The sequence below is a fragment of the Halomonas sp. A3H3 genome (assembly GCF_000982975.1).
GTDB classification, from domain to species: Bacteria; Pseudomonadota; Gammaproteobacteria; order Pseudomonadales; family Halomonadaceae; genus Vreelandella; species Vreelandella titanicae.
In genome coordinates this window covers 53,423-78,982 of the sequence record NZ_HG423343.1, presented here as the reverse complement: position 1 = coordinate 78,982, position 25,560 = coordinate 53,423, and the positions used below count along the sequence as shown (strand labels likewise).

Sequence of the window (25,560 nt, the reverse complement as noted above, 5' to 3'; positions counted from 1 at the left end):
CAATTAACGTTACGCCAATAACAACACAACATGAGAGCAAAACCATGAAACGCACGCACCTGACCACTGGCCTTATCTCCACCGTTTTTGCCGTTCTAGCCAATACGGCCTCGGCCGCAGAGCTTCCCAGCACCATGACATGGACCGCCTATGATGTGGGCTCGCAAGGACACTCGGAGGCCTCCGCCATCGCCGATGCCTTTGGCAAGGGCTACAACACCCGCATACGTATTCAGCCTGCGGGATCGGCCATTGGGCGAATGCAGCCTTTGGTTAGCGGCCGAGCTGATTATGCCTTCCTAGCCACGGAATCCTTCTTTGCAACGGAAGGAGTTTACGACTTCAGCGAGCGCCGCTGGGGGCCGCAAGACCTCAGAGCCGTTGCTGGAAGACCATCTACCTTTGGTGTGCCATCGGCAGCCGACGCTAATATCCATACGCTCGAAGACTTGCGGGGGCAGCGGGTTGCCTACGTGGCAGGCAACCCTTCGGTCAATGTGAAATGTGATGCGATCTTGGCCTTTGCAGGGCTGGGGCGCGACGATGTGGAGGCGGTGATGTTCCCGACTCACGGCGCCGCCATGAGTTCGCTGGTCGAGGATCGGGCCGATGCCACCTGCACGACCACCACCGCCAGCCAGCTTTATGAGCTGGAGGAGTCTTCTCGTGGTATTCGCTGGATAGATATTCCTGCCGATGACGAAGAGGGCTGGGCGCGCATGAACCAGGTGGCCCCTGTCTTCCAGTCATTCCGTGAAACCATTGGCGCTGGGCTAAACGAAGAATCTCCCGCCAACATGCTTGCTTACCGTTACCCGATCATCGTAGCCATGGCTGATCGTGACGAAGAAGAGGTCTACCAGTTCATCAAGAGCCTGGATGAGAGTTATGACCTTTATCGTGACGCGACCGCTGCCATTCACCGCTGGGCAATCGAGGACTCCGGCGTGCCACCTATCGATATACCTTTCCACCCTGGGGCTATCCGCTATATGGAAGAGAAAGGGCTATGGAGCGAGGAGATGCAGACATGGAACGATAACCGCCTCGCCCGCCTGGAAGCACTGAAACAAGCTTGGGATAGCCTGCTGAACGAGGAGCCAGACCTCGAAGGGGATGCGCTTGCCGAACGTTGGGAGGCTCGCCGGCAAGAAGTGATTGGCGCGCTTTGACCACGGGTGGATATGTCACTGGGAGCGACATCATGAGCAATTCAAGTCAAGAGCGATTGGAAGGTTCGGCAAGGTGGATAGTGATGGGGCTGGGAGCCGTCGGTCTGTTGATGACGATCAACCAAACCTTTGCCCTCAATCTGTTGGGGTTCTATCCGATCGGTAATGCCTTTATCTACTATCTGATAGGGCTGTTCCTATCGGCGGCACTACTGATCTTTCCGGCTCGCAAGGCTGATACCGAACGCCTTCCCTGGTATGACTGGGTGCTGGCGGGGGCTGCTCTTGGTGGCGCCATCTACCTCGGCCTTAATGGCCTGCGCATGACCCAGCAAGGGTGGGAGTATTTCGCCCCGCTCGAAGCCACGCTGGTGGCAACGATGATGCTGCTACTGGTGCTGGAGGGCGTTCGCCGCTGTGGTGGCTGGGCGATTTTTGCCGTGGCACTGCTATTTGGGCTCTATCCGCTCTATGCAGGCCACATGCCTGGTTTCCTGTGGAGTAATGGTTTTGGATGGGGGGAAACCATCCGAGCCCATGTCATGGGGGCGGAAAGCATTGTGGGCGTGCCGATGCAGGTCGTCGCCAACCTGATTATCGGCTTCGTCGTATTTGGGATTGCGCTAACCATCACCGGTGGCGGTGAGTTCTTTATGAATTTCGCCACTGCATTGATGGGCCGAAGCCGCGGCGGGCCCGCCAAGGTGGCCGTCGTTTCCAGTGCCTTCATGGGCAGCTTATCCGGTAGTGCGGTATCCAATATCCTGACCACAGGGACGATTACCATTCCTGCCATGAAGCGCAGTGGCTATTCACGCGAATATGCCGCTGCCGTAGAGGCGTGCGCCTCCACGGGCGGAACCTTGATGCCGCCCGTTATGGGGGCCGTTGCCTTCATCATGGCTTCCTTCCTAGGCGTCAGTTACGGTGAGGTAATGCTGGCGGCGTTGCTGCCTGCGGTGCTCTTCTACCTGGCCCTGCTGCTTCAGGTAGATAACTATGCTGCCCGCAAAGGCCTCATGGGCATGCCCGCCAAGGATATTCCCAGGGTGCGTGACACGCTGCTCTCTGGATGGCCGTACCTACTCAGTTTGGGCGTGCTGATCTACATGCTGCTTGTCATGCGTCTGGAAAGCCAGGCGCCTTACTATGCCACCCTGATATTGCTGGCGATTGCACTGGTACGCCGTCAGCAGCGGCTGCGTATCAGCCAACTGCTGGATTTTTTCTATCAGTTGGCACACGGGGTGGGGAGTCTGGTCGCCGTTTTGGCCGGTATCGGTTTGGTGGTCGGTGGGCTTTCCTATACGGGGGTTGCAGGAGCTTTCTCTCGCGAACTGCTGTTGTATGCAGGTGACAGCATTCCCCTGATGCTGGCGGCGGGTGCGATTACCAGCTTTATCCTCGGGATGGGAATGACGGTCAGCGCATGCTACATATTCCTGTCGATCCTGCTTGCGCCAGCGCTGGTGGGTGCTGGTCTCAATCCTCTTGCCAGCCATCTGTTCATTCTTTACTGGGGAATGCTCTCCTATATCACGCCACCCGTGGCGCTGGCCGCCATTACTGCGGCCGGTGTTGCGGGCGCCAACAGTACCCGAACGAGCCTGCATGCCGTGCGGTTGGGAGCCGTGCTGTTCGTACTGCCGTTCCTGTTTGTGCTCAACCCATCGCTGATTTTGCAGGGCCCCCTGTTGAGCGTGATGGCCTCCGCTTTTACAGCCATGACCGCGATCTGGTTGGTGGCAGCGGCGATGGAAGGATACCTTTATCGAATAGGTTTGGTGGGAGTGCGCATGCGTTGTGCGCTGCTGATACCTGCCGCGCTGATGATCTACCCCGAATGGATCAGTGACCTGCTGGGCTTTCTAGTGCTTGCATTGTGCTATCTGATGGCGGTGCTGCACACCACGAAACGCGCAGATATTACGAAGTGCTCTACCTAGGTGAAGCTGTTTTATACACCCACGGCGTTCGGCAGCAGAGCCTGTCGAGCGCCGTCATGCTTACTCTGCATTCCGCAACGCTTTCCCCAGACTGCCAAAGTAGTCGCTGAACGCTGCATTGATCTGTTCCCGCTGTGCGCCCCGTGGGTAAAGACCTCTTTCCGCTTCAGGAGAGGCCTTGGTGCCTTTGACCAGGAAGTGATTGGTGATGGCCGCATCTTGCACAAACCCTTCAAAGGCGCGTGCGCAGAGCTCTTCGGGTTTACTGTAATAGAGCTGTCCAAGTTTTTTATCCACTTGCACCGAATGCTGAAACAGCTCGCTAGGCTGATCGCCTGCTGGCTGCAGCAGAATAGCTTTGAAACAGTCCATCAATAATTGATTAAGCGGGTGGGGAATGGGCGTCGCATCAGCCAGCCACGCGGTAGAGGCGAACATGCCGTTGGGGATGCCACGAAAACACTTGCTGACGATGTAGTGATCAAAAGCATGAAACCACTCGTGGGCAATGCTGCCGGGGCCAGCGTTTTTAGCCAGCGCAAAACTGCGTTGGCTGGGGTCATAGTGGGCAGAAACACCCGGTCGACCACCGCTGCCGTACTGCAGCGCGATTGAGCCGCGTAGGGAAATCAACGCCTCTGTTCCCTGTAAAATCAACATAAGATCGCACAGTGCATCATGAAACAGCTCGGCGGCACGGTCGCGCTCAGCGTTGGTTACCCAGCGTCCAATCTCAATGGAGCGAAAATCAAACTGACGCCGGATCAGGGCAAAGCTGCTGGCTTGCCCCTGGCGATGGTCAGGACCACTGCGATAAAAATCCCGCGCTTCGATGCTCACTTGTCGTTTCTCCTTGCATTCCGCCATCCAGACCCCCACTAACTAACCGTAACGCATTTTAATTGCCTCATTTTCCACCGCCAGGAGAGAGATATGAGCAAGCGTATTTTAGTGGTACTGACGTCTCACGATCAGTTGGGTGATACCGGTAATAAAACCGGTTTTTGGCTCGAAGAGCTGGCAGCCCCTTATTATGTCTTTAAAGACGCGGGTGCTGAAGTAACGTTGGCATCGCCCAAGGGTGGGCAGCCGCCGCTTGATCCAAAAAGTGACGCAGACGATAGCCAAACCGATGAAACGCGCCGCTTTAAGCAAGATGAAAAAGCGAACGCGGAACTTGCCGCTACCCATCGCTTGAGCGACATGAAGGCTGATGATTTCGATGCGGTATTCTACCCTGGGGGCCATGGCCCGCTATGGGATCTCGTTGACAACGCGGACTCGATTCGCTTGATCGAAACCTTTATCGCCCAAGGCAAGCCGGTTGCCACGGTTTGTCACGCGCCGATAGTGTTGGTAAATGCTAAAGACAGCGCTGGTGAACCGCTAGTAAAAGGCCGCCAAGTAACGGGCTTTACTAACGGCGAAGAAGAGGCCGTTGGCTTGACCAATATCGTGCCGCATCTCGTTGAAGATGCCTTGCAAAAGTGTGGCGGGATTTATAGCAAAGCGGATGATTTCACTCCTTACGTACGTGAGGATGGCCAACTAATCACAGGGCAAAACCCTCCTTCCTCAGCGCTCACGGCTGAAACGCTAATGGCGTGGCTGACGAAATAACCCGCCGGTATTAATACCGGGTTTGGTGACGACGGCGAGGCTCTCCTCGCCGTTTGTATTTTTGGGTGCCGATTAGATTCTGACTATGCTTATAGGGAGATAGGTTATTTATTTTTAAGTAGCTATGTTCTCAACAGCGCAGTTCTCAGCAGCGCAACAAGGAGGCGACTAACATGGAGACAGCACGCGTCTATCGGATGAAAACCGCGGAACATCTCTGCCCATTCGGTATGAAAACGGTCGATTTGTTAAAGCGGAAAGGCTATCAGGTTGATGACCATCCGCTTACATCCCGAGATGAAATTGAAGAGTTCAAGGCCCAGGAGAATGTCGATACCACCCCGCAAACCTATATAGGTGATAAACGTATTGGCGGCTATGAAGAGGTGCGTGAGCATTTAGGCATGAGCGTGCCGAGTGCAAAAGAGACTTCCTATCGGCCGGTGATCGCGATTTTTGTGACCGCCTTGCTCATCGGTCTGGCGATTAGCTGGGTTGCCAATGGCACCTTAGTGGCGGCACGAATGCCCGAATATGCGGTGGCCACGGCCATGGTGCTGCTGGGTTTGCAGAAGCTGCAGGATGTAGAGAGCTTTAGCTCGATGTTCCTTAACTACGACTTACTGGCTCAGCGCTATGTCCCTTACAGTTATGTGTACCCCTACGCAGAGACCCTGGCAGGGGTACTAATGCTGGCCGGTGCCATGCTTTGGCTGGCAGCACCGCTGGCACTGTTTATTGGCACGGTAGGTGCGGTGTCGGTCTTTAAAGCCGTGTATGTGGATAAGCGTGAGCTGAAATGCGCCTGCGTTGGCGGAAGCAGCAATGTGCCACTAGGGTTTGTATCGCTGACAGAAAATATCGCCATGGTGCTGATGGGACTATGGATGCCGCTGAAAATGTTGCTATAACAATCGTCGTCAAAAACTTGCTTGGCTAAAATGCTGTTTAAAATCCAAAAATCCGTTAAAAAACAATTTATTTGCCGCTACATATCACAGGTTAGATAAACCTGCTGTTATAAAGCGCACTGTGTGTGCACAGCGAAGGGAACTCGCGACAGGGAAGAACAAGCAAGGATTGCTTGTGTAGCACAAGGATGCACAAACAGGATGTTTGTGGTGCAAGATCAGGGAAGAACAGATGAAAACCCGGCCAAGGAGTGGCCGGGTTTTTTTTACCCTGAAATAAATAAAAATTTAATTAAGCTCTTATGACGCTTTCGTTAATAATGTATTGCTATTGATAGTAAAAAGGCAGCGGTCACAAAGATAAGCCTTTTTTATAATAACCGCTTAAGTTGGTAAGCGATTGTTTTAACAAGCATAGTGATAATAAAGCGAGCTTAATTCACTCAAGGGTATTTCAACCGCTGTTTGACAGTTCAGGCAGCGTACGGTGGTACTGTTTTTACCGGTGCCTTCTAAACGGAAGCGGTTCAAAAACGGGTTTTTGGGTGACTCATTGTTGCCACAATGGCGACAGATGACATCCAGCCCGTTGACTTTGCTGCTAATAATAATGTCTCGCACGCTGACCTCCTACCATTAGGTTAGATGATGGTTCAGGCGTGGTAACGTTCGTGTAGAGTAGCATCGTTGCCGATACTTTTAATAGTATAGCGCTGCAAGGCATATGTGCCATATAAAAAAGCGTGCTTTAAATAGGTGCAGTTAATCTGAATAAAAAAAGATAAATTTTTTCCGGTTTAATAACATAGGTTAGATAAATAGAGTGTTTTAAGGTTCACTGTGAGTACACAGCATAAGGAAGTGGCAACAGGGAAGATAAAGCTAGGGAAGCTTACGCTCATGGATGCACAAACAGGATGTTTGTGAAGACGAATCAAGGAAGGTTTGATAAAGCCCCAGCCAGGGAGTGGCCGGGGCTTCTTTTTTATACGCTTGTTTTATTTCTTCGCTTTTTTCTTACTTTTCTTACTGTCGTTGCCTTGGCTAACTGTTTTGCCTTCGCTGCTCTCGTCTTTGCTGTCACCCTTCTCACTGTCAGGCTTGTCGCCGCCTTGATGGGTGAGCGGGCTCGCTTGGTCTAAGCGCGGGTGGTTATCCAGGAATTCACGCTGTAGGTCAGGCATGGCATCCAGGGCTTGCAGGGTATGGGTGAGGGCATGGATGGCCGCCAGCACGTCCTGGGTATGGCCTGTTTCTGAGATGGTGTGCATGTTGCGAATAGGGAAGCCAATTGAGGTAGCGGCACTATCGATAGACGCCAATACGCCTGCCATGCCATCGGTACCCGTATCCACACCGACAATATCGCGCTGCAGCGGAATGTCCTGCTCTTTCGCGGCCGTGGCGATAATGCGGTTGAGCTGTTCACTGGCAATCGAGCCCACCGCCATGGTGAAGCCTTTGCCCATCTCCAGTGGCTGCATGCGCTTGTCGCCAATACCGGGCGCAGCCACATAGTCGTGGTTTACATCGACGCCAATTAAGGCATCTGGCTTCATTTCGCCCGCCATCACGCGGCTGCCGAAACGGCCAATCTCTTCGTAGCTGGCAATCGCAAACAGCACGCGCACATTTTGGGTGCCACCTGCTTCGGCGATCAAACGCGCCACTTCGGCGGTCACAAAGCAGCCTAGGCCGTTATCCAGGTAAGCGCCGTAGAAGGTATTGGGACTAAAGCCGGGGCGGATAGGGCGGTCGAAAATAATCGAATCGCCGGGCCGTACGCCCAGGTTCAGCACCTGTTGCTTTTTATTCTCGCCGTGGATCTGTAGATCCAGGTAGATCTGCTCTTTTTTCAGGCCTTTGCTGCCATCGCGCTGAGCAGGATCGGAGAAGTGAATCGCGCCCAGTGCCTCGACCGTGCCACCTTCAATGCAGCGGTAGCTACCGGGGGCGTCGGGGTCTTCGCTGAACAACTTCACTTCATGGCCGATAAGCACGGTGGGCAGAAAGGAGTCGGTGTTGATCCAGATCTTGCCGTCTTCGCCAATCGAGCGCACCTGCATGCGGATTTTATCCGCATGGCCGATCAGCATGACCTTGAACATGTCGTCGCGGCCGGGGTGAGTGTCCAGCACAACGCCCGCGTTGCCCTTAAACTGGTGAAGGTGCCAGCTTTTAGGCGCGAAGCTCTCAAAATGCGGCTTGAGCACGCCGTAGGTCATGGCAGCTTCCAGGCCTACGGGGCTGGGGGCGGCAAGAATATCGCGCATTAGTTTGAACTGCGCGTCGGGCATTGGTTGTGTCCAGGGTTTTGCACTATCGCTCATCGTTGTCGCTCACTCATTTTTAGGTGGATGTTAATCACCTCTAGTCTGCCAGATTCCCGCACTGTGTGTAGAGAAAGACGCTTATTCATGGTGATGAATTAGCTCGCGCAGGGCGCTGGTGGCGGCGGATGGAGGGTGACGGCGGCTCAATATAATGCCCAGCTCACGGCGAATGGTCGGCTCCACCAGCGGGCGGTACTCAATACCATCGGCGGCAATTTGCCGAAAACTGAGCGAGGGCAGCACGCTAATACCTAATCCCGCAGCTACCATGCGGCCTACCGTGGCGATCTGGCGCGCATCGCACAAGATATCCAGCCGTTCTCCTACGCTCTGCATAATGCGGTCAATATCCTGGCGCGAGCTGGAAAGGCGATTGATACCAATAAACGGATAAGCCGCGAGTTGGCTCCAGGCGACGGCTGATTGCGCCAGCAATGGATGCCCGCAGGGGCAAACGACCACATAGCTGTCTTCGAGGACGGGGTCAAACGTCAAGTCGTCTGCGTCGCTTGGCGGCACGGAAAGACCCAGGTCGGCGCGACCTTCGCGCACCATTTGATTGATTTGATCGGCCAGCACATCGTGCAGGCTGAGGTTAATACGTGGGTAAGCCTCGTGAAAAAGCTTAATGACCCGCGGGAATAGTCCTGCCGCCAGAGTAGGCAGGGCGGCCACGGTTATCTTTCCGCGCTGTTTGGAAAATTGGTCGTTGAGATCCTCAAAGGCTTCGTTCCAATCATTCAGGAGCCGCACGGCAACGGGCAGAAAGGCTTCGCCTTCCGGTGTTAACGCGAGCTGCCGCGTGGTACGGGCAAACAGTGCACCACCGACGTTCTCCTCAAGTTTACGCAGGGCGATCGAAATCGCCGGTTGGGAAAGGTGCACGCGCTCGCTGGCCTCTGCAAGGCTGCGCGAGTGGGCGACGGCAACAAAAACACGCAACTGCTGGATGCTTGGATTCATTTAGAAAGTAAAACATAAATTAAAAACTATTCAATATACAAAATTAAACTGGCAGATCATGCTTGCTGTATCGCATGCAAACAGCGTCGCGATCACCGTTTTACATAAAAAGCCGCTCTACAATAACAATAGCTCGCTTTGCGAGCTTCGGAGACACAATGAAAACGCTACTTACTGCCATGGTGGCCAGTGCCACGGTGCTGGCCGCTGCTGCTACTCACGCTGATGAGCGCCTGTTGATTGGCTCTACCTCAAGCTCCTCCAGCCACTACAGCTACTTTGTGGCAGTCAATCAGATTATTAATAATCAAGTCGAAGGGATCAGTTCTTCGGTTGCCGAAACCGGTGCCACTGTGGATAACCTGCGCCGTTTAGGCCGCAACCAAATCGATATGGGCCTGGTGACCACCAATACGGGTTATCACGCCTACGCCGGTGAGGAGGATTTTGAAGGCCGCCCCGTCGATAACCGCCTGCTCTGGGTCTACACCGTGGCACCGCAGAATGCCGTGATGCGCCAGGATGCAGGGGTGGAAACCTTCGCTGATTTAAACGGTGTGCGCTTCAATCCAGGCATTACGGGGTCAGCCACCGAGAAAACCACCGAAGCGGTAATGCGCACGCTAGGTATTGAGCCTGACTATGTGCGTGGTTCAACGACCGATATGGTCGACGCTATGAAAGATGGCCGGGTGATGGGATCCGTTAAGTCGGGTGTCGGAGAACGCCTGGATGGCTCCTCTATGGATATCGCCACTTTCACACCGATAAGCGTGCTGTCGCTTGACCAAGAGCAGGCCGACGCACTGCGCAACGAAATGCCCGACGTGGCGATTGTCGATGTACCTGAAGGGGCTGCAGAGGGTATTCCCGCTTACACCACTTGGGCCTTTGGGGTTGCCGTGCACGCCCATCCGGATATGGATGAAGAAACCGCTTATCAAATCGTCAAAGCGGTGATGGAAAACCCAGAACCGCAGGTTAACGCCTTTGCGGCCATGCAGGATGCGGATATGGCGAAGATGACCCTGGAGGTTGGCACCGTGCCACTGCATGCCGGTGCTGCGCGCTATTTCGAAGAGCAGGGGCATGACATCCCCGATACCTTGCAGCCAGTCCAGTAAGGCCATTCGGAGAAGATGATCATGCGCGAGACAGTCACCAAAGGCTTGGCGCTCCTGCTGGGCGGGCTAATCCTGTATACCTCCGCCACTGGGCCGTTCGAGAGTTTGATTCAGCGGAGTATCTTTCTCGCGCTGGTCATTTTGCTAGGGCTTGCCGTTTATCCGTTAGGCGCAGGCAAGCGCTGGCGCCCGCTGGGTATCGCTATTGATGTGGTGTTGGCAGTGGGTGTGGTAGTTGCCTGCAGCTATGTGGCGCTTAACTACGAACAAATTCTGGTCGAACTACCCTGGGCAACGCCTCGGGATATGTTGCTGACCGGCGTACTGCTAGTGGCTATTTTGGAACTGTCACGCCGTGCCATCGGCGTGATCTTTCCACTGTTGGTGTTAGTGGGATTGGCCTATGCGTGGTTTGGAGCAGCCATTCCAGGGCCGCTCGGTCACCGTGGTTTTGATCTGTATTACATGACCGAAACCATCTACCTCGGCGATTTAGGCGTGTGGGGCATGCTGGTGGGCGTCGCCGCCACCACTATCGCTGCTTTCGTGTTGTTCGGCTGTTTGCTGCTACATACCGGAGGCGGTAATACCTTTATGGATCTGGCGCTGCGTATTAGCGGCCGCTCGCCAGGCGGTGCTGCCAAAGTGGCCACGGTGGCCTCCGGGCTATTCGGCATGGTCAGCGGCAGTGCGGTGGCCAATGTGGCCACCACGGGCAACTTCACCATTCCCATGATGAAGCGCTTGAACTACCCACGCCCGTTCGCAGCTGGAGTTGAGGCCGTGGCCTCTACCGGCGGCCAAATCGCACCGCCAATCCTGGGTGCTGCGGCATTTATCATGGCGGAAATTCTAGGCGAAAGTTACCTGCGTATCGCCTTAGCGGCCTTGTTGCCAGCGATTCTTTTCTATCTCGGGGTGTTTGTCACCATTCACCTCGTCGCCAAGCGCCGCCAACTGCAGGTAGTGCCCGATGATGAGCTACCAAGCTGGTCAGACGTGATACGCCCTGAACGAATTATTCCCATTCTGGCTGCATTAGGCGGGCTGTTTTACGGCGTGCTCAGTGGTCGTTCGATCCAAATGTCGGCGTTCTATGGCATCTTGATGACCGTGCTAACGTTCGTGCCTTTTGCGCTCATGGCTAAGATGCCGCTGCGCGAGATCCTCGGCAAGCTGGTGGCAGGCTTAGTCGATGCAGGCAAGGGCATGGTCATTATTGGCGTGCTGCTGGCCGGGGCGCAGATACTGGTGGCGATGATCGGTATGACCGGCATCGGTGTGACATTAGCCAGCTTGATCGTCACGGTAGGCGGCGAATCGCTGTTCCTGGTCGCCTTTATCGTCGGCGGCGTGTGTCTGATTTTGGGCATGGGGATCCCGACCACGGCAGCGTATGTTCTGGTGGCATCAGTGCTGGCGCCTGCGCTCACCACCATCGGTGTTGAGCCGCTGATTGCCCACCTATTCGTTTTCTACTTCGCCACCCTGTCGGTGATTACACCGCCTGTCTGTATTGCGGTCTTTGTGGCCTCAGGCATTGCCGACACCAACTGGCTGCCTGCGGCGGTTGAATCAGTGCGCTTGGCGGCGGCTATCTACGTCATTCCCTTCCTGCTGCTGATCTACCCAGCCCTGGCAGGGTTTGGTTCTGCCCTGGAGATCGTCTTGGCCAGCTGCCAAGGGGTCGTGTTTGTGATGGCCTTCGCCGCGCTGATGTCCCGGGTAGCCATGACGGGTAAGCGCGTGATCGATGTCGTGGGGCTGATCGCGGTCATTGGACTGGCGCTGACACCCGGCTGGCTGACCACGCTGGCGGCGCTAGCCCTGATCATTGGGCTATTTATACGCCGCCGCTCGCTGCTGAGAGACGAGCAGGGGGCCGTCGCGGGCGACCACCACTCTCTTCAGGCCAAGGAGACACAGCTATGAGCTTTTTATTAGGCAGTGGTGCGGGTTTTTCTGGCGACCGTACCGATGCGGCCGTGGCGGTGGTGGCAGAGTTGATCAAGCGACAGCAGCCCTCCGCTTTAGTATTTGAAACCCTGGGTGAACGGACATTAGCGGCAGCTCACCGCGCGATGCGTGATGATCCCGAAAGCGGGTTTGAACCGCTGTTAGACGAGCTGCTGGCGCCAGTGCTGCGCGACTGCCTGGATCACGACATTAAGATTTTAGGCAACTTTGGTGCGGCGAACCCCCGTGGTGCTTGTCAGGTAATTGCTGACTTGGCGACACAGCTTGGGCGCGGGGATGTGCGCATTGCCCAGGTGCACGGTGATGATATCCGCCAGCAGTTGCATAGCTTGGACTTACAGCGCTGGGAGGCCGAGCGGCTGGATATGCCTGGCGATGACGCCCTGATTTCAGCCAATGTCTACCTGGGAGCCAAGGCGCTGGCTGAGGCGTTGGCCATGCAGGCGGATGTGGTGGTTACAGGCCGTGTTGCCGACCCGGCGCTGTTTTTAGCGCCGCTGATGCACCACTTCGATTGGCGTTGGGACGACTGGGATCGCCTAGCTTGCGGCATGATGGCGGGGCATTTGGCTGAGTGTGGCGCCCAGGTAAGCGGCGGCTACTTTGCCGATCCTGGCTTTAAAGACGTGCCCGGGCTCGCCACGGTGGGCTATCCGATTATTGAAGTGGAGCAGGATGGCAGCCTTATTATTTCCAAGCCTGCCAATACCGGCGGCTGTGTTACCGAGCAAACGGTGAAAGAACAGCTGCTTTACGAAGTGCATGACCCGGCGAATTATCTGACTCCGGATGTCACGGTGGATCTTTCCCACGCAGAGGTGCGTCAGTTGTCACCCAATCGCGTGGCGGTGACAGGAATTCGCGGCAAGCCTGCGCCTGAGCGGCTAAAAACCACCGTGTGCTATGAAGGCGGTTGGCAGGGCGAGGCGGAAATCTCCTATGCCGGCCCGAACGCCTTGGCACGAGCCCAGCTTGCAGCGCAGGTACTGCGTGAACGATTGGTGTTTCGAGCCCCTGCGGAGCTGCGTACCCGCTTGGATATCATTGGCTTGGCCAGCGTATTCGATAGCGATAGCGGTGAGCTGCAGCGTAGCGTTTCAGCGTCTGCCAGCGGCGATTATCGGCTGCGACTGGCGGCCGAGCACAGCGAGCGGCGCTGGGTAGCCCGCGCCACCCAGGAGCTATTGGCGCTTTATTGTGCCGGGCCCGCGGGTGGCGGTGGCGTGCGGCGCCAATTTCAAAGGCGAGTGTTTACCTCCTCTTATTTGGTCAAACGTAGCGACGTTAATGCTCATGCCAGCCTGTTTGAATCGTCGCCGCTCGGCGAACGTAGGAGTGAACGTTATGCTGCAAGCTGACCACACGCAAACAACGGTGCGCCCGGATACCTCAGTCGCTCTTCATCAACTCGCCCATGCCCGCGCAGGTGATAAGGGGGAACGGCTAAACGTGGCACTGTTTGCCTATGACCCAGACCATTACACCACCCTGCTGGAGCAGGTAACCGAGGAGCGTGTGCTGGCGCTGTTTGCTCATCGTGGTGCCAGCCGAGTGCGGCGTTACCCTTTGCCTAATTTGGCGGGCATGAACTTCGTGATCGATGACGTGCTGCAGGGCGGCGTTAATGGCGCGCTCAACTTGGATGGGCATGGCAAGACGCTATCGTTTTTGCTGTTAAGCATGGAGGTTGACGCGAGCTAGGCCTTTTTAACCTCGCTCCTCGACTTAGGTGGTCATGACCCGCTGCCTGAAAGGCCTTACTATGACGATAAAATACGCACGCTAATTAACATAACGTCCGCTCAGTCGTCGTTAAAGAGCCGTTCAGGAGTAGCCCCATGACCGTCGCAACGCTAGGTGCCCAGCGCTTCAAAGTGCTGTTGGCGGGCGTTTTTAGCCAAATATTATGTGTTGGCATCGCGCGCTTTGCCTATACCCCATTGCTACCGGTGATGCAGCAGCAGACCTGGATGGGTGATGCCGATGGCGGCTGGCTGGCTGCGGTTAACTACGCGGGCTATATGCTGGGGGCCGTGCTGGCCGCCTCTATTCACAGTATTTATATCAAAGACACGCTATTTCGCTGCGGGTTAATCCTGGCGGTAATCACGACTGCGGGTATGGCGCTTACCGATCACTTCTGGGTTTGGGCGGGGTTGCGTTTTCTGGCGGGTCTTTCAAGCAGCGCTGCAATGCTATTAGCGTCAGGGCTGATTCTTCACTGGTTAATCCAACATCGCCAGCGCGGCGAGCTGGGAATTCATTTTGCCGGTTTGGGGCTAGGCATGATTGTCGCGGCGGTGGCAGTGGAGATGATGCTCCAGTTTTCCTTTAGCTGGCAGACCCAATGGTGGGGCTTTAGCCTGCTGGGTGCCGTGCTGCTGGTGCCTGCCTGGCGCTGGCTGCCGCGGCCGGAAAGGCCGCTAGAGGGGGCTCACGTGGCGAGTAGCCGAACCGCTACGCCGCCAACACGTACTTTTATGCGCTGGATGCTCGCCGCCTACTTTTGCGCCGGTTATGGCTATGTGATCAGCGCTACCTTCTTAGTTGCCATCGTTGAGCGTGAGCCGCTGCTGGCGGGGATGGGCAACTGGACGTTCGCTCTGGCCGGTTTAGCCGCCGCCCCAGCGGTGATGCTGTGGGATCTGGTCGCCCGTCGAGTGGGCTATTTAGGGGCGCTGATTCTCGCCATGGGGATTCAGGTAGTGGGGATCGTACTGCCTGCGATTACCGCGAACTCAACAGTGGTACTGCTCAGTGCGGTGCTCTATGGCGGTACCTTCCTTGGTTGCGTCAGCCTTGTGCTGACCATGGCAGGTAGGCTCTATCCTTCCAGCCCCGCGCGGCTAATGGGGCAGATGACTCTGGCATACGGCGCCGCCCAGATATGCGCCCCGGCATTAACCGGTATGTTGGCTGAAACCTCTGGCCACTATGGTGTTGGGCTGTGGTTGGCGGGCGGTTTTGTAACGCTTGGCGCGGTGCTGCTGGCCTGTTTGCGCCGGGTCGATCAAACCGCTCAACGCCTGGATGCCGCCGCAAAAGCCATGGTGTACGCCTAGGAACTGGGGCCTAGTGGGCATTACCCTCGAAATCCTTTAGGATGAGCGCCTTTTTCTACGGGATATGGGCAAATGACCTCTTCTAGGCAACCTCGCACCCAATGGCTAGGCCGCTGGGGGTTTATGTTGGCGGCCACCGGTTCGGCGGTGGGGCTAGGCAATATCTGGAAATTCCCCTACATGACTGGGGAGTTTGGCGGCGGCGCCTTCGTGCTGGTCTATCTAACGTGCATCTTTGCCGTGGGTGTGCCGGTGATGATGGTCGAAATCGCGTTTGGTCGGCGGGGGCGTGGTAGCCCGGTGGATGCCATACGGCGCGTGGTCAATGAGTCTGGCCGTTCATCGGCTTGGTCGTTGATTGGTTGGATGGCCATGCTCTGCGGCTTTATGATCCTGTCGTTTTACGTGGTGGTGGCGGGCTGGTCGTTCTCGTATCTGTGGAAGATGCTGACCGGGGGGCTCGCGGGCAGCAGCGTTGATGAGATGGCCGCTGTGTTCGGGGCCAATAACGCCAATCCGCTGAACCTCGGTTTCTGGAGCACCCTGGTTACGCTGGCCACCATGTTGATCGTGGGTAAAGGCGTGCAGCAGGGAATCGAGAAGAGCGTTAGCTGGATGATGCCGGGGCTGGTGATCATGCTGGTGGTGTTGATTGGCTTTGGTATGTTTTCCGGTGGCTTTGGCGCTGCGGTTAACTTTCTGTTCTCCTTCAATGCGGGCAGCCTCTCTAGCGAAGGCCTTCTGGCAGCGCTGGGTCATGCGTTTTTCACCCTCTCGCTGGCCTCTGGGGCGATTCTGACCTATGGCAGCTACTTGCCTAAAGACGCTTCTATTGGCCGCACCACGGTGAGTGTGGCGGTGGCGGATACCGTTGTTGCCTTGATGGCGGGGCTTGCGATCTTCCCGGTTATTTTCGCCAATGGCATGAACCCCGGCGAAGGCCCTGGGCTAATTTTTATGAGCCTGCCGTTGGCCTTCCAGGCGATGCCGCTGGGCACCCTGTTTGGCATTCTCTTCTTCCTGATGCTCTCTATGGCAGCGCTGACCTCTTCGATCTCTATGGTCGAAGCCACGGTTTCCTGGCTGTGCGACAACAAAGGTATCTCGCGTTCGGCAGCCGCCTGGGGCACCGGTATTGTGCTGTGGTTGATTAGCACACTGGCGATGCTGTCGTTTAACCTGGGCGCGGATTGGACACTGGCCGGTAAGAACTTCTTTGACTGGCTGGATTATTTAACCTCGCGCTGGATGATGCCGTTGGGTGGCCTGGGCACGGTAGTGGTAGCGGGGTTTGTGCTGAAAAACGATACTTTCCGCGACGAGTTGGGGCTTGCCCCCTTGCCTTATGCGCTGTGGCTGACCATGGTGCGCTACGTTAGCCCGCTGGGCATTGTGGTGATTTTTGTCGACGCGCTGGGCGTTTATCAGGTCTCGTTTGCGGCTCACTGGCCCTGGTTGCTGGGGATTCTGTTTGCCATGGTCGCGCTTGGAGAAACCTTAAGCCCGCGGCTGCGTACTGCGCTTAGGGCTGGTTAACGCCTGCTGTTTTTTCTGCTTCTCTTTCTGCTTTGCCTCGGCGGCGGCGACTGCGCCGGGGTGAGTGCCCACTTTCATCAACTCGTCCCAGCGCGTGGTATAGCGGTCTGAGCGGTGGGCGCAGCGCAGTTGCCAAGCAGCAGGGGCATCCGTCATACCAAAGCTGATAGTGCCTTGCCCCATGCGCTGGTTGATCTGATCCACGGTTGCCATTAAAAACGGATGGCGATCACGGACTGGCGGATGCAGCAGCGAAAGCTGGTGCTGCTCTGCATCCACTAAATCCAGCAGCATCACGCCAGCTTTCATGAACTGGTAGCGGGGGCGATGAATCTGCTCAAGGCCTTGGCGTACGGCATCAAGGATCACCCGGGTATCGTCGCTGGGTGAGGGCAGGGCGATCAGCGCCTGCGGGAAGTATTGCAACTGATCGCGGCGATGACGGTTAGTGTTGAGAAATACCATCACCGCACGAGCTAAGCTACGTTGCTCGCGAAGTTTTTCAGCGCTGCGCTGGGCGTGGCGCCGCAGTGCATTATGTACTTCTGCAAAAACGCCGGTGGGCTGGCCGAAAGAGCGCGAGGTCATAATGCGTTGGCGCGGTTGATCCAGGGCGTTCATCTCCATACAAGGCGTGCCACGCAGCTCGAGCGCGGTGCGCGCCAGCACCACAGAGAAGCGCTTGCGCAACTGCTTGTCGTCGCTTTGACGCAAGTCCCAAGCGGTGGTCACGCCGCCAATCGCTAAGCGCCCGGCAAGCCGATGGCCGACGCCCCACACGCTGCCCACCGGCGTACGTTTGAGCAGCGCCTGCGTCGTGTGATCTTGTCCATTAAGCAGGCAAACGCCTTGGTAATGTGGGTCTTGCTTGGCAAGGTGATTGGCTAATTTGGCGAGCGTGTGGGTGGGTGCCAGCCCAACACACACCGGTAACCCTAAATGGCGGCGAATACGATGGTGCAATTCTCGCCCCAGCCTCTCACACTGCTCTGTGGTTAATCCTTCCAGGTAGACGAACATTTCATCTATTGAGTAGGGCGCAATTGCAGGGCAGGCATCGCGTAGTAGTTGGGTCAGCCGTGCCGACATATCTCCGTAGAGTTCATAGTTAGACGACAGCAGGTGGATCTCGCCGCGCTGACGCATTTCTTCAAGCTTGAAGGCTGGCGCACCCATAGGGATACCCAGCGCTTTTAACTCGGCGGAGCGGGCGATGACACAGCCGTCGTTGTTCGACATTACCCCCACGGGCCTACCTTCCAGCTTGGGCTGAAAAACCCGCTCGCAGCTGACGTAGAAGTTGTTGGCATCGACTAGACCGATCATCGCAAGTACTCGTGCACGACGGCGCGCACTACCCCCCATAGCTGGCAGTCGCTGCCTTCAAGTGGCAGTGGCGGATAGTTAGGATGTGTTGAGCACAGGTGCGGCGTTCCCCGATAGAGCGCATAGCGTTTAATTAGGGCCTCGCCCTCTAGCATAGCGACCAGAATATGTCCCAGTTGCGGTTCAATACTGCGATCAACCACCAGCAAATCACCCTCAAAAATTCCCCAACCCTCCATGCTGTCGCCGGTGGCGGTGACATAAAACGTCTCAGTAGGGTTTTTAACCAGCCGTGTGTTGAGATCCAGCGTGCATGGCTCGTAATCCTGGGCTGGCGAAGGAAAGCCACTAAAACCAGCGCGGCCACAAGGCTGCGGCTGAGAGGTTAACGGCAAGGCAGGGGTAAAGTGAGAAGACTGGCCCGGCATCGTCGGCATCCTGGTGCTTAAAATATTGTATAAATATACAGTATTTTGCATGGAGAAGGAAAACGCAAATTGACGCCCCCTGAGATCGCTTCACGGTGTTCGCGATGATACTCCCTCTGTCATTACATGAATCACGCTCATGCAAGACCTGACGAGGATGCGATGAAAGTCGCGTCAGGCTGCGTTATGATAGCGCCCTCGCTTCTTCCATGATGACCCTTTCTCGTTACGAGGTTCCCGCCGATGTTCAGCCGCGATATGACAATTGCCGGATTTGATGATGTGCTGTTTGATGCCATGCAGAAAGAAGTGGAGCGCCAAGAGGCCCACATCGAACTGATCGCTTCCGAAAACTACGCCAGCCCCCGCGTACTCGAAGCTCAGGGCAGCCAGCTGACCAATAAATACGCTGAGGGCTACCCCGGTAAGCGCTACTACGGCGGCTGTGAGTTCGTCGATATCGCTGAAAACCTGGCCATTGATTACGCCAAAGAGCTGTTCGGCGCCACCTACGTTAATGTTCAGCCCCACTCAGGCTCGCAAGCCAACAGCGCGGTGTTCCAAGCGCTGGTTAAGCCAGGCGATACCATTTTAGGCATGAGCCTGGATGCGGGCGGCCACCTGACCCATGGTGCCAAGCCTAATTTTTCCGGCAAGCACTACAACGCCATTCAGTACGGTCTGGATGAGCAGGGGTTAATTGATTACGCTCAAGTGGCCCAGCTTGCTCGCGAGCACAAGCCCAAAATGATCATCGCCGGCTTCTCAGCCTATTCACAAATTGTTGATTGGGCCAAGTTCCGTGAAATCGCCGATGAAGTAGGCGCTTACTTACTCGTTGATATGGCCCACGTCTCTGGTCTGGTTGCGGCGGGCGTTTACCCTAGCCCCTTGCCCCATGCCCACGTGGTCACCTCCACTACCCACAAAACCCTACGCGGCCCACGTAGTGGCGTGATTCTCTCAGCGGAAAACGACGCTGATATCGAGAAAAAGCTGCAATCAGCGGTTTTCCCCGGCGGCCAGGGTGGCCCCTTGATGCACGTAATCGCCGCCAAAGCGATCTGTTTCAAAGAGGCTATGGAACCCGAGTTCAAAACCTATCAGCAGCAGGTAGTTAAGAACGCTCAGGCAATGGCCAAGGTGTTTATTGATCGCGGTTACGACATCGTCTCTGGTGGTACCGAAGACCACCTCTTCCTGCTTTCGCTGATCAAGCAGGGCGTAACGGGCAAAGATGCCGATGCTGCTTTGGGTCGTGCCCACATCACTGTGAACAAGAACGCCGTTCCAAACGACCCGCAAAGCCCATTTGTCACCTCTGGCCTGCGTATTGGCACCCCAGCGGTGACCACGCGCGGTTTCAGTGAACAAGAGTGTAGTACGTTGGCAGGCTGGATCTGCGATATTCTGGACGTACTGGCCAAGGGCGATGACACCAGCGCCATCGAAGCCCAGGTGCTGGATAAAGTGGCCGAGGTTTGTGCGCGGCTTCCGGTTTATAAATAAGCAGCTGTAACCATTCTCCTTGGCGAAGGATAGCCACAAAGAACGGGCGGCCCATTAGGGTCGCCCGTTCTTTGTTAGTGCTCTGTTCTTTGCTAAGAGTAAGGCCCCTAGTTCAGCTTTTCGAGAGCGGCCAAGCTCTGTTTTACCAGTGCCGATGCGTCTGCTTGTGAAGCAGATTCGCTATAGCAGCGCAGCTCCGGTGCATTGCCAGAGGGGCGAAGGTGCACGATATCGCCATTTTCAAGCGTGGCTCTCAAGCCATCAGTGCTATTGACTGCTGAAATGCCAGCTTGTAAACCTAATGTTTGCTGCATCAGTTCAGGTGAGGTTTGCCATTCGGTCAGCAACGCATGGCTTTTCTCCGTGGCGAAATCCTTGAGTCGGTCGCTTGCCGTATAGCGGGCAGGTAAGTCAGCGATTAGCTGCGAGAGGTTAATCCCGCGTTGGGCGGCCATCACCATCAAAGTAAGGGCGGGGAGCAGCGCATCTCGGGTGGGTAGGGCGGCTAATTGACGGCCATCACTCTCCAATCTGCTTCCCAATAGAAAACCACCGTTGGCTTCAAACCCAGCCACTCGCGTAAACCGCTTACTGAGCTTAGCCATACTGTCCAATACATACGGTGAACCAATGCGCGTGCGCTCAACTAGCTGGAAGGCACCGCAGGCTTCTATCGCTGTATTGCAGCTTACCGGCACAGCCAGCGCTTCGATTCCCAATGCACGGGCGCAGAGTAACCCGACAATATCACCACGCTGCCACGTACCCGTTTCATCTCCAAGCAACGGTCGATCTCCATCGCCATCGGTAGAAAACAGGGCTTGTAGTTGGTGTTGGTTTGCCCAGGCACGCCCTTGAGCCTGATCCTCGTCGCTAACGGCCTCGGTATCTACAGGCACAAAGGCTTCGCTGCGGCCTAGTACCACTACATCCGCACCTAACTCGCTCAAAATATGCGCATTCAAATCGCGCCCTGCGGCCGAGTGTTGGTACAAGCCTACCCGCCAACCTTTCAATGGCTCACCTGGAAACCAGGTGGTGAAGCGCTCTGAGTAGACCTGATTAGCGGCTTCAGAAACCTCCCCGCGCACTGGCGCGGGTAGGGTAGGCATAGCCGCCTCAGCATTAAGAATAGCGGTTTCATCAGCTTTGGTAATCTCGCCATCAGGGCGGTAAAACTTGATACCGTTACGGTTAAACGGTATATGGCTGCCGGTAATCATGATGCAAGGTATGCCATCCGCCATTGTCTTTAACGCCAGGGCAGGCGTAGGCAGTACGCCATAGTCATTGACCTTCACTCCTAGCGTATGGGCCGCACTGGTACAGGCGGCTGCCATCGCCGGGCTGCTGGGGCGGCGATCCATACCTAGCGCAATACGTTCTACTGGAAAAGAGTCCCGCATGGCGGTAATAAATGCCACGGTGAAAGCTGCACATACTTCATCGGTAAACTGTTCAACCAGCCCTCGTGCGCCGCTGGTACCAAAAGCAATGCCGCTGTCATGAATAATAGCAGTAGTGGAACGTACTGAACTCAATGTATTTCTCCTGAAAAAAGTGCTTGCGGTGAGTTTAACACCCTAGGCGGGAAGCGCTACGGGGCGCTTTGAGCGCTGAAGCGATCAGGGGTAATGGCTAGTAAGACAAAAAATGGCCCCCGCAAGCGGAGGCCATCTCAAAAGGTAGTACGTTTAATTAAGCTTCAGCTAGGCCTAAGTTCAGGCCTACTAAGATAGGATCGTGGTCTGAACTACGGAACGCATCATCGGCGTATAGGTTGTCATCCTGACGATCATTAGTGAAGTCGGTGTTGTAATCCAATGCCGATGCTTCATCCGCATTGATATGCCAAGTCGTGGTGCCCGTGACCTGTGTTGCGAGCGTTTCACTGGCTAACGCATGATCCAACGAACCCCAGAATCCATCAAAGACATAGCTGTAATCATCGTCCTGAAGGGTATAGCCCGCATCGGTCAGGGTCATGATGGGGTCTTCCATGGCATAAGAGTTCAAGTCACCAAGAATCAGCACGTCGCTGTCATTGCTACCGGTGGGGTTGGTGGATAGCCATTCAAGCAATTCCTCCGCGGCCTCGACCCGTGTGGGGTTGTTGTTGGCCTGTCCGTCGCCGATAGCGTCTTCACCATTGACGACACTGCCTTTGGATTTAAAGTGGTTAACCACCACCGAAAAGGTTTCACCATTACTATCTTCAAAGGTTTGCATCACCGGTGCACGGTTTGCAGTGGCGAAAGCTCCATCGGTTTTAGTGGCTGCAGCGCCAGTAGGTGTCACCGCCTGACTATTGTAGATGACCCCAACCGCAATGGCATCATCCCCAGGGCTAGTGGTGTTGCCATTCCCATCTTCGGGGACGCTGTAAGCCCAAGTGACGTCCTGAATGTTTTTATCCTGCACATCTGCATTCAGCGCATCAACCAACGTTGCAATGGCGCTATCGTCACCATAACCGTTGTTCTCGATTTCCATGAGCCCCACCACATCAGCACCGCTGGTATTAATTGCCTCAACGATTTTGGCTTCCTGACGGGCAAACTCTTCAGCATTATTGGCGCCGCGTGGATCATGCAGAGTGCCATTTAAGGTCTCTGTTTTGTTGCCGTTTTCATCCAGTGTAGTGAAGTAGTTCAATACATTGAAAGAGGCCACTGTAATATCGGCATCACCCAGAGCATCTGTATCAGGTGTTGCCGGACGCTCAGTGCCGGTAAAGTCCAGGCCTTCGACGTTTTGGACTTTCCACTCTTCGAAGTTGTAATCAAGCACGCCTTCGAGAGTCTGAAGCTCATCTCCACCGCGCAGCGGGTTAGAACCAGAAAGCTCCTCACCGTTACGACCATAAATAATCGGATCAGCGTTTTGTGTCGAATTCGCATCATCGATTTTAATGGTGCGTGCCTCGGCGTCGTCAAGCCAAGCGCTATAGCCTGCCACATCAGGCTCGTTGACTTCCGTGAACTGCTCTAAGCGGCCTCCTGATGCAAGCGTAACTTCGCCGTAACGGCCCAGCTCGTAAAGCTCAGTGACCACCAACGGCTCACCGTCCAGCGCTTCAATGGCTACGCGCATACCTTCAAAGGCTTCCAGGCCTTGTTTGTCGGTAAACGGCATGATGATTCGCTGGCTTTCAGGCAAAGGCACATCGTTAGCCAGCACCTCAAGGCTGTTGCGTTCGGCAGTTAACTGCGTTTTCTCGAAATACTCTGAGACCTCGCCGCTAATGCGAATTTGATCACCGGCAGTGAGCTGCTCCAGCCAATCGCCACTACCGCTACCCGCGTACACAAAAATACCTTCTGACGTCTCGGCATTATTGTCGTTATCGCTATCTTCCTCTTGCAGGAAGAAGCCATCCAAGCCAGGCGCTACCATAGTGACGATGGCTTCAAGCGTAACGTTTTCACCCTCTAAAGTGCTGCTGCTTGAGTCACCCTGTACTGCAGAAATCAGTGTAATATCTACCTGGGGCTGATTAGCAAGACTAGGTGACGCTACGGCGGGTACATCACTACCATCACCGCCCAGTGCATCAGAGCTAATCGCCCCCTCAGTATCAGTGGTGGTGAATTTGCCTAAATCCACATCCCAGGAAGCGGCGTCAAACCCGTCGGTATCTGGGTAGGCTTCCATTGCCACCTGGTTGCCATCAACACGTGGGTCGCCTTGCCACAGCGTTACGGCATCGCCGCCACCGCCCAGGCCAGAAGCATTTTCGGCATAACCAATTTTCAAGGCATCGATATTATCCAGGTTGCTCCACGCTGAACGGAATTCCGCAACTGATTCGGCATCGCCATCGACCATAACAATCGCTGATTCACCAGGAGCCAGCGAACTTAGCCCCTTAATTTCTATAGCATCTACGGGATCGGCACTGTCATCATCGTAGTAAAGCGGCATAGTGCTGAAATCAAGCGCTTCAGACGAACGGTTGGTTACTTCAAACCAATCAGCGGTGACGTCAGAACCGCTTTGGCCCGACCATATCTCAGTGATGGCTAAACCAATATCGCGCTCGCCCGGCACATAAGGAGCTTCCATCGTGCCCACATGAAAGTCAGTGGTGGCATTGGTGGGTAGTTCACCGTACTCAAATGACCAATTGTCAGGGTTGCCAACGGCGCTCAATAGCTCCTCCGCCGTGCCGAAGCCATTACCGGTAAAGGCGGCGTTGCGTGCGCTGCCAACGGCAACCGCTGTGACACCCTCTTCAAGGCCAGGCGGCAGGGCAGAATTATTAGAGGAGTCTGCAGTTTCCTGCCACGCATCGCTGTTGGTTTGAGCCGCGTAGATAAATGTTGGGTCGCTAGCCTCGCCGACGAAAGCAAGTACTTGGTCACCGCTGACCGAAAGATTAAACCCGTTATTACCCACCTCGCTGCTGTTAGCAGTAGTGAATTGCGGAGAATCCGCAGTGTAAGTAACAACCGTGCCTGCAGGTACGCCGCCTTCAGGCGCCGTCCACTTAACGGCGCCTTCGCTGGCACGGAAGCCATCGCCTGCCCAGCCTGAGTCAGTAAAGGTAATTTCCGCACCTTCGCTGATACCCTTCAATGCTACGAACTGGAAGGATTTTTCGCTGCCACTGACCGCAGTAATCGCAATGTCACCGGCTTGAGGTGCAAAATCAGGCAGGTTGAATTCAATGTCTGTGCTTACAAAGCGCTGCTGTTCGGCGGGTAGATCCTTAGACTCTTGACCATCCTCTAACCAATCCACCGTGCCGCTATCAAACAGCACGCTCGCAGTAACGCCCGACTCGGTGATGGAAACATCGAAAAGTGATTCCGGCTTCGCCGTCAGTGCGTCCGGTAGGGTATTGAGATCCGGGCCGTCTATTTCACGAACGGCATAATCACCATCCCATAGGTAAAGACCAAAACCGACGTCGTCGTCATCGTTAACCGGGCCCGCCAGGATCAGATAACCTTCATCGCCAGCAGGCTCAATAGAGCGCACCGCGCGGCCATCCAGGTCTAAACGCAGGGGATCGCCAAAGGAAGCTTCGTTAGCCTCACCAGAGACGAGGTCAATCACGTTTTCTACCGGTACTAATTGTGCGAAGCCATCATCCTGCGGCGAGCGTAGGCCGAGATAAAGGGAGTCACCGATAAACACAGCGCCTTCAATATTGATCCCTAACGAGAGGCTCAGCGCATTTTCACCAAGCCCATGGCCATTTTGGGCATCCCAGTCGTTAAGCTGGCTGGCTAAATCGGTAAACTGCCCCGTCACCTCGATGCTCAAACTCTCAGCGTTATCACCCGTCACTTCAGTGGCGAAAATCATCGAGCGCTGGCTGCTCTCGTGGGAGCCTAGCCAGTAGTGGGTGCCTTGATAAGTCGCCACCGCTTCCAAGTCCACCTCTTGGGTGTCATTCAAACCCAGAGCAGTATTTAGGTTAATTTCCGCCAGAGGGGCGCCGTCAGTATCGCGCTCATAGAGGCGTAACACTTGGTCTTCGTCATCCGCCACCAGCATGAAACCCTCACCCACGGCAATCGCTGCTGAAGCGTCAGAAGTGCCCGTGTGGTAGCGCTCTCCCAGATTGAAGTTTGGATTACTTGGCTCAGGCTGACTGGGGTCAGTTGGGTTGTTGGGCTCTTCAGGTTCTGTTGGCTCTTCAGGT

Annotated in this window: 19 protein-coding genes; 11 read left to right on the top strand and 8 right to left on the bottom strand. The window is 55.5% G+C overall.

Annotation, left to right across the window (positions count from 1 at the left end; all coding sequences use genetic code 11):
- The first annotated feature begins 44 nt into the window (after positions 1-44).
- Positions 45-1,172, top strand: coding sequence for a TAXI family TRAP transporter solute-binding subunit (locus HALA3H3_RS00285; protein ID WP_022520392.1), 1,128 nt, complete (start codon positions 45-47; stop codon positions 1,170-1,172).
- Between the two features lie 32 nt (positions 1,173-1,204).
- Positions 1,205-3,118 carry a TRAP transporter permease gene (locus HALA3H3_RS00280; RefSeq protein WP_022520391.1) on the top strand — a complete coding sequence of 638 codons (1,914 nt, stop codon included), beginning with the start codon at positions 1,205-1,207 and terminating at the stop codon, positions 3,116-3,118.
- A 60-nt stretch (positions 3,119-3,178) separates the two neighbouring features.
- Here the strand turns inward: HALA3H3_RS00280 and HALA3H3_RS00275 are convergent, their stop codons facing one another.
- Positions 3,179-3,958, bottom strand: a complete 780-nt coding sequence (locus HALA3H3_RS00275) for a CLCA_X family protein (RefSeq protein ID WP_022520390.1) — start codon at positions 3,956-3,958, stop codon at positions 3,179-3,181.
- Positions 3,959-4,051: 93 nt separating this feature from the next.
- Here HALA3H3_RS00275 and HALA3H3_RS00270 point away from each other — a divergent pair, with 93 nt between their 5' ends.
- Together HALA3H3_RS00270 and HALA3H3_RS00265 are read left to right on the top strand one after the other, a co-directional pair.
- Positions 4,052-4,738, top strand: a complete 687-nt coding sequence (locus HALA3H3_RS00270; protein ID WP_022520389.1) for a type 1 glutamine amidotransferase domain-containing protein — start codon at positions 4,052-4,054, stop codon at positions 4,736-4,738.
- Positions 4,739-4,911: 173 nt separating this feature from the next.
- Complete coding sequence (locus HALA3H3_RS00265; RefSeq protein WP_022520388.1) at positions 4,912-5,649, top strand: glutaredoxin; 738 nt, start codon at positions 4,912-4,914, stop codon at positions 5,647-5,649.
- Between the two features lie 405 nt (positions 5,650-6,054).
- On the opposite strand, the gene HALA3H3_RS00260 is transcribed toward HALA3H3_RS00265, so the two are convergent.
- From HALA3H3_RS00260 to HALA3H3_RS00250, 3 genes are all read right to left on the bottom strand, one after another.
- Positions 6,055-6,270 carry a hypothetical protein gene (locus tag HALA3H3_RS00260; RefSeq protein WP_022520387.1) on the bottom strand — a complete coding sequence of 72 codons (216 nt, stop codon included), beginning with the start codon at positions 6,268-6,270 and terminating at the stop codon, positions 6,055-6,057.
- A gap of 377 nt (positions 6,271-6,647) precedes the next feature.
- Complete coding sequence (locus HALA3H3_RS00255; protein ID WP_022520386.1) at positions 6,648-7,979, bottom strand: M20/M25/M40 family metallo-hydrolase; 1,332 nt, start codon at positions 7,977-7,979, stop codon at positions 6,648-6,650.
- An 81-nt stretch (positions 7,980-8,060) separates the two neighbouring features.
- A complete protein-coding gene (locus HALA3H3_RS00250) occupies positions 8,061-8,945 on the bottom strand; it encodes a LysR family transcriptional regulator (RefSeq protein WP_022520385.1) in 885 nt (294 codons plus the stop codon).
- 158 nt (positions 8,946-9,103) lie between these two features.
- On the opposite strand from HALA3H3_RS00250, the gene HALA3H3_RS00245 reads away from it, so the two are divergent.
- The 6 genes from HALA3H3_RS00245 (at position 9,104) to HALA3H3_RS00220 (ending at position 16,644) form a co-directional block, all read left to right on the top strand.
- The gene (locus HALA3H3_RS00245) at positions 9,104-10,069 is read left to right on the top strand and encodes a TAXI family TRAP transporter solute-binding subunit (RefSeq protein ID WP_022520384.1); all 966 of its coding nucleotides are present in this window, start codon (positions 9,104-9,106) and stop codon (positions 10,067-10,069) included.
- A gap of 21 nt (positions 10,070-10,090) precedes the next feature.
- Positions 10,091-12,001 (top strand): TRAP transporter permease, encoded by a 1,911-nt coding sequence (locus HALA3H3_RS00240; protein ID WP_022520383.1) that lies wholly within the window; start codon positions 10,091-10,093, stop codon positions 11,999-12,001.
- Positions 11,998-13,404 carry an acyclic terpene utilization AtuA family protein gene (locus HALA3H3_RS00235; protein ID WP_022520382.1) on the top strand — a complete coding sequence of 469 codons (1,407 nt, stop codon included), beginning with the start codon at positions 11,998-12,000 and terminating at the stop codon, positions 13,402-13,404. The genes HALA3H3_RS00240 and HALA3H3_RS00235 overlap by 4 nt, the downstream gene beginning before the upstream one ends.
- Positions 13,391-13,747, top strand: coding sequence for an AtuA-related protein (locus HALA3H3_RS00230; protein WP_022520381.1), 357 nt, complete (start codon positions 13,391-13,393; stop codon positions 13,745-13,747). Before HALA3H3_RS00235 ends, HALA3H3_RS00230 begins: the two co-directional genes overlap by 14 nt.
- A gap of 137 nt (positions 13,748-13,884) precedes the next feature.
- Positions 13,885-15,108, top strand: a complete 1,224-nt coding sequence (locus HALA3H3_RS00225; RefSeq protein ID WP_022520380.1) for a YbfB/YjiJ family MFS transporter — start codon at positions 13,885-13,887, stop codon at positions 15,106-15,108.
- 72 nt (positions 15,109-15,180) lie between these two features.
- A complete protein-coding gene (locus HALA3H3_RS00220) occupies positions 15,181-16,644 on the top strand; it encodes a sodium-dependent transporter (protein ID WP_022520379.1) in 1,464 nt (487 codons plus the stop codon).
- Here HALA3H3_RS00220 and HALA3H3_RS00215 read toward each other — a convergent pair.
- Together HALA3H3_RS00215 and HALA3H3_RS00210 are read right to left on the bottom strand one after the other, a co-directional pair.
- A complete protein-coding gene (locus tag HALA3H3_RS00215; RefSeq protein ID WP_022520378.1) occupies positions 16,606-17,970 on the bottom strand; it encodes a Y-family DNA polymerase in 1,365 nt (454 codons plus the stop codon). The genes HALA3H3_RS00220 and HALA3H3_RS00215 overlap by 39 nt on opposite strands.
- Entirely contained in the window at positions 17,967-18,398 is a 432-nt protein-coding gene (locus tag HALA3H3_RS00210; RefSeq protein ID WP_022520377.1) for a LexA family protein, read from the bottom strand. The genes HALA3H3_RS00215 and HALA3H3_RS00210 overlap by 4 nt, the downstream gene beginning before the upstream one ends.
- Positions 18,399-18,641: 243 nt before the next feature.
- On the opposite strand from HALA3H3_RS00210, the gene glyA reads away from it, so the two are divergent.
- A complete protein-coding gene (gene glyA / locus HALA3H3_RS00205) occupies positions 18,642-19,907 on the top strand; it encodes a serine hydroxymethyltransferase (protein ID WP_022520376.1) in 1,266 nt (421 codons plus the stop codon).
- Positions 19,908-20,014: 107 nt separating this feature from the next.
- On the opposite strand, the gene HALA3H3_RS00200 is transcribed toward glyA, so the two are convergent.
- Both HALA3H3_RS00200 and HALA3H3_RS00195 read right to left on the bottom strand, forming a co-directional pair.
- The gene (locus HALA3H3_RS00200) at positions 20,015-21,448 is read right to left on the bottom strand and encodes a phosphomannomutase (protein ID WP_022520375.1); all 1,434 of its coding nucleotides are present in this window, start codon (positions 21,446-21,448) and stop codon (positions 20,015-20,017) included.
- A 157-nt stretch (positions 21,449-21,605) separates the two neighbouring features.
- A partial coding sequence (locus tag HALA3H3_RS00195; protein ID WP_053857107.1) for an ExeM/NucH family extracellular endonuclease occupies positions 21,606-25,560 on the bottom strand: 3,955 nt, incomplete at its 5' end.